The sequence below is a fragment of the uncultured Methanofollis sp. genome, from assembly GCF_937919355.1.
GTDB lineage: Archaea > Halobacteriota > Methanomicrobia > Methanomicrobiales > Methanofollaceae > Methanofollis.
In genome coordinates this window covers 1-5,189 of the sequence record NZ_CALFSA010000110.1, presented here as the reverse complement: position 1 = coordinate 5,189, position 5,189 = coordinate 1, and the positions used below count along the sequence as shown (strand labels likewise).

General features: G+C 64.3%; 2 protein-coding genes. Both read left to right on the top strand.

Annotated features, from left to right (window positions below):
• The coding region (locus Q0520_RS05195; protein ID WP_298667347.1) for a PKD domain-containing protein at nucleotides 1–1,674 on the top strand (1,674 nt) is incomplete at its 5' end.
• Nucleotides 1,675–1,691: 17 nt separating this feature from the next.
• On the top strand, nucleotides 1,692–5,006 hold the full coding sequence (locus tag Q0520_RS05190) for a lectin like domain-containing protein (RefSeq protein WP_298667345.1): 3,315 nt from the start codon (nucleotides 1,692–1,694) through the stop codon (nucleotides 5,004–5,006).
• Nucleotides 5,007–5,189 lie beyond the last annotated feature (183 nt).

The window sequence follows — 5,189 nt, the reverse complement described above, 5'->3', positions numbered from 1 at the left end:
GACCTTGAGTGGTCCACGGGCGGCGACGCACCCTGGTTCGTCGACGTCGACTGCGTCCACACCGGCACCACCTCGGGACGGAGCGGCGCCATCGGCAGCAACCAGCAGTCATGGCTCCAGACAAACATCACCGGCCCGGGCCACCTCACCTTCGCCTGGAACGTCTCCTCAGAACCGAGGCACGACTACCTGAGGCTCTTCATCGACGGCGAGGAGGAGAAGAACCTCTTCGGCTTCCCTGAGACCTGGTCCGAGGAAGAGTACAGGCTCGGCTTCGGCACGCACACTGTCAGGTGGGTGTACGAGAAGGACTCCAACCCTGGCGGTATGATGGAGGACTGCGGCTGGCTCGACAACGTCACCTTCACGCCCATCGACGACACCGACTTTGTCGGCAACGTCACCCAAGGCCAGGTCCCGCTCACCGTCGATTTCACCGGCTACTCGACCGGCACCGCGACCCACTGGGCCTGGGACTTCGGCGACGAGAAGTCGGCGGTCGGCAGGAACCAGACGCACACCTACACGAAACCGGGCGTCTACAACGTCACGCTCATCGTGAAGAAGGACACCGCACCTGACGGCCAGATGGAGGTCAAGAACGGCTACATCACCGTCACCCCGACCTTCGAGGAGGCCCTCGACGCAGAAGGCCTCGCCTGGACGACAGGCGGCGACGTCCCCTGGTTCGTCGACGTGAACGAGACCTACATCCGCGGCAGCTGCGGACACAGCGGCGCTATCAAACGCAACCAGCAGTCCTGGATCGAGACCACCGTCACCGGCCCGAAGGACCTCACCTTCGACTGGCAGGTCTCCTCCAATAAGGGCCACTCAATGAAGTACTCCGATGTCCTCGCCTTCTCCATCGACGGCGAGATGCAGAAGGAGATTGCGGGCAAGGGCAACGGCTGGCAGAATATGCACTACACACTGGGCAGGGGCGAGCACACCCTGCGGTGGACATACGAGACGCGTGCATTCAGTACCTACGGGGATGACTGCGGCTGGCTCGACAACGTCACTCTCACCGACACCACCCCGGTGATCCTGTTTGCCCCCACAGAGGCGACGGTCGCCGCCGGGACCGAGCGCGAGGTCGCCATCGTCGCCGACCACCTCCCTGACGGCCTGAAAAATGTCAGCCTCACGGTCAGCCTTGAGGGCACGAACGCCCTGATCACCGGCGTCGACTCTGCCTTCCTGGCGGGCGCATCCGGGGGGTCAGGCGTGCCCGGCACCACCATCACCTTCGACGCAACCGACGACGGCAACAGTGTCGAAGCCGGCGCCGAGGACGTCGTCCTCGCCACCCTGAAGGTGAAGGGCCTCACCGACGGCATGGTCGGGATCACGGCCAGCGACGTCGTGATCTACACGGACAAAGGCGAAGAGACCCCCGTGATCTGCAGACCGGGCGTCATCGACGTCGTCGGCCTCTCGCCTCTCCCCGGGTGCACCGCCATCCCCGGCGACGGTGACGGCGACGGCCTCTTCGAGGACGTGAACGGCGACGGCACCCTGGACTTCAGGGACGCCCTCACCTACTTCGAGCACTTCGAGAACGTGCTCTCACAGAAGAACCCCCGCGTCTTCGACTACAACGGCAACGGCAGGATCGACTTCGACGACGTCGTGACGATCCACCAGCACGCAGGAACGGACAGAACATGAGACAGGTGGCTGGAGATATGGATACAAGAATACTGAAAGGTCTGGCAGGCGCACTCCTCTGCGCCTGCCTGCTCCTCTGGGCCGCGGTACCGGCAGCCTCCGCACTGGAAGTGACCGAGGCGCCGCTCAACCCGGAGTTTGTGAAATACCTTGAAGAGAAAGAGGCCCCGGCCGACCGCATGATGATGGCCGCCGCCCCCATCGAAGAAGGTGACCACACAGACGAACTCTGCGGCGAGATCCCCTCGCCGGTGACTGTCGCCTGGCCTACAGGCAGCGAGGTGCAGACCACCTCGGCCTTCAGGCCCGCACCGTCCGAAGACCGCTTCGACCTCCGCGACGAAGGCCGCGTCGGCCCGGTAAAAGACCAGGGAAAATGCGGCAGTTGCTGGACATTTGCGGCCCTCGGTTCGCTGGAGTCCACCCTCCTCCCCGGAGAGGCGTGGGACTTCTCCGAGAACAACATGAAAAACACCCACGGCCTGGACTATGCCCACAACGACGGCGGGAACGCCTACATGGCCACCGCCTATCTCTCCCGCTGGTCTGGCCCGGTGAACGAGGCCGACGACCCGTACCATGAGTTCTCGGACGTCTCACCCACGGGACTCACCGTCCAGAAGCATGTCCAGGACGTGGACTTCCTCCCGAAGAGGGCCGCGAACGACCGCGCCAATGTCACCCTGATCAAGCAGGCGGTCAAGGAATACGGCGGCGTCTACTCCTCGATGTACTGGTCGAACGGTTTTTACAACGAGGCAAATGCCAGTTACTATGACCCCTGGCTCGTCGGCGGCGGCCACGCCGTCCTGATCGTCGGCTGGGACGACACCTACAGCAAGAAGAACTTCACCTTCGAACCACAGGGCGACGGTGCGTTCATCGTGAGGAACTCGTGGAACACCAACTGGGGCGACGACGGCTACTTCTACCAGTCGTACTATGACGCAGACCGCGGCGACAAGGCGGTCTTCACGGCAGAAGACACCGACAACTACCGGGAGGTCTACTGCCACGACCCCCTGGGCTGGACCGCCGCGATCGGTCTCGAGAGCGAGACGGCGTACGCCGCCAACGTCTTCACCGCCACCTCGGGCAACAGCCTTGGCGCGGTCGGGTTCTTCACGCCGGCGCCAAACGCCGCTTACGAGGTCTCGGTCTACCTTGACCCGGCAGACGGCCCCATCTCCGCAGACGGACCGGTGACGACACTCTCCGGCACCCAGGTCCTGCCGGGCTACCACACCTTCCCGCTGGCGACACCCGTGCCCCTGGTGCCAGGCCAGAAGTTCTCCGTCGTCGTCAAACTCACGACGCCCGACTACTACCAGCCCCTCGCGGTCGAGAAACCGATCAAAGACTTCTCGATGGACGCAAAGGCCGGGGTCGGCGAGAGTTATATCAGCGCCGACGGTGTTGTGTGGGAAGACCTCACCACCCATATGCCTGACACCAATGTCTGCCTGAAGGCCTACTCCATCTACGAGGAGCCGAAACTCTCGTTCAACACCGACCAGGCGTCTCTGGACGCGGGTGACGAGACGGAGGTCGTCATCACCATGAACCGCGCCCCCTGGGGCCTCGCCGGTTACGAGATGGACGTCTCTGTCGCCGACCCGGAGGTCGCCGCGATCACCGGTACGTCCTTCCCGGCCTGGGCGGGTCTCAACCTCTCCCGCGAGACCGATAGCGGCGTCATGATGCGTGCCGTCGACCTCGACGACGAGATCCATGCAGGCGACAGGGGCGTTGTGCTCGGCACGGTGAGGGTGAAGGGCCTCATCGGCGGGTCTTCAGACCTGAAGATCGCCGTGCGGCAGGTCGATGCCGACGGCGGCGGCCTGGTCACCACCAGGGCGAACACGAGCAGCGTCGCAATCACACCCGCAGGCACGGACGAGCAGGGGCTGAAGGTCTCCCTGGACGTTCCGGGCTGCACCGTCACCGGGCGGAACGTTTCGGTGAACGTGTCCGGCCAGACGTCGGTTTCCGACGACGGCAAGACAATCCAGATCACCGGCGACCTCTTCACCCTTACCTTCGTCACGCCGGGCGACGCCGTCGAAGATAACGGCACCATCACCGGCACCATACAGGGGATCGTCCTGGAAACACGGGCGGTCACCGTCGTCTCAGAGGGGGTCGGTGAAGTCTCGGCAGGCGCCGGCGCGGAACTCACTTCCCTGCCGCCGGGTGCGTCCATCGTCACAATCCTCGGGAACAGCGCACCCGATGAGACCATGAACGCCTTCCAGGATGCTGCCGCAGAGAACAGAATGCAGATAGATTCCCTTGCCGCCTCACTAGAGGTCAGGACGACCAACCTCGCGGACGGGAGCGGCATCAGGAATGCCACGGTGACGATGAGCGTCCCGGCGGCATGGGTGGATGCCTGCGGCGGCGTCGCACACATCCGGCTCGTCCGTCTCGGCGACGACGGCAGCACCAGTGTCCTCCTGCCCGGAGAGATCAAGAGAGAGGGCGAGAGGGTCATCCTCAAATTCGAGTCCCCCAACGGATTCTGCACCTTCGGCCTCGTGGCGGTCTCGGCACTGGCAGAGCCAACAACGGAACCAACAACGGAACCAACAACGGAACCGACGGCGGAACCAACGGTGGAACCGACGGCGGAACCAACGGTGGAACCGACGGCGGAACCGACGGTGGAACCAACAGCAGAACCAACAACTGTCTCCTCGCACAGTAGCGGCGGCGGCCACTCCGAGGCGGCGGTCGGTGCGGCAGGCAGTCTCCGGGCCGGGGAGAACGTCACCCTGACGATGCGCGACACGCCTTTCACGGCAGTCACCCTCAGGGCGAAAGGCGAGATCGACAGACTCATGGTCGGAGTGGAGAAGGCAACCCGTCCGTCTGCGGCCGACGCCCCTGACGGCGAGGTCTATGCCTATGTGGAGGCGACCCTCTATCACACGACCGAAGACATGCTCTCCGGTGAGACCATCGCCTTCGTCGTGCCCTCGGCATGGCTGGAGGCGCATGCCTGCACCGCCGCTGATGTCAGACTCCTCAGGTACGTCGACGGCGCATGGAAACCCCTCACGACCGCGGTCACCGACGAGAGGGACGGCATGGCCCACTTTACGGCCGAGACCGACGGCCTCTCCCTCTTCGCCATCGCGGCGGCGGAGAGCGGCGACACACCTGCGACCCCGACACCGGTCGTGACCTCGGCCAGCGCCGGGTCGGGCGTTGCGACACCGACGGAGACCGGAACGGAAACAGTCCCGCCGACGACACAGCAGTCACCCCTGCCCCTCTGGACCGCGGCCCTCGCGATCGGCGCCGCCTTCCTGATGGCAGGGAGGCGCTGAACCACACATCCCTTTTTTTCGGCTCTGGAATATTCCTGTGCTGAGGAGCACATCCCCCAGACATGGGATAGGGAGGGACAGCAATCTCCCTCATCAGGATCTCCTCCTCGCCCTTCCCCGGCCCGGATCGTGGGGAAGGCGGGGAATACGCGCGACCCCTCCACAGCCAAAAAAAGTTATTCC

Coding starts and splice junctions, on each gene's coding strand:
- Q0520_RS05190 (WP_298667345.1), top strand. CDS start 1,692: ATGGATACAAGAATACTGAAAGGTCTGGCAGGCGCACTCCTCTGCGCC.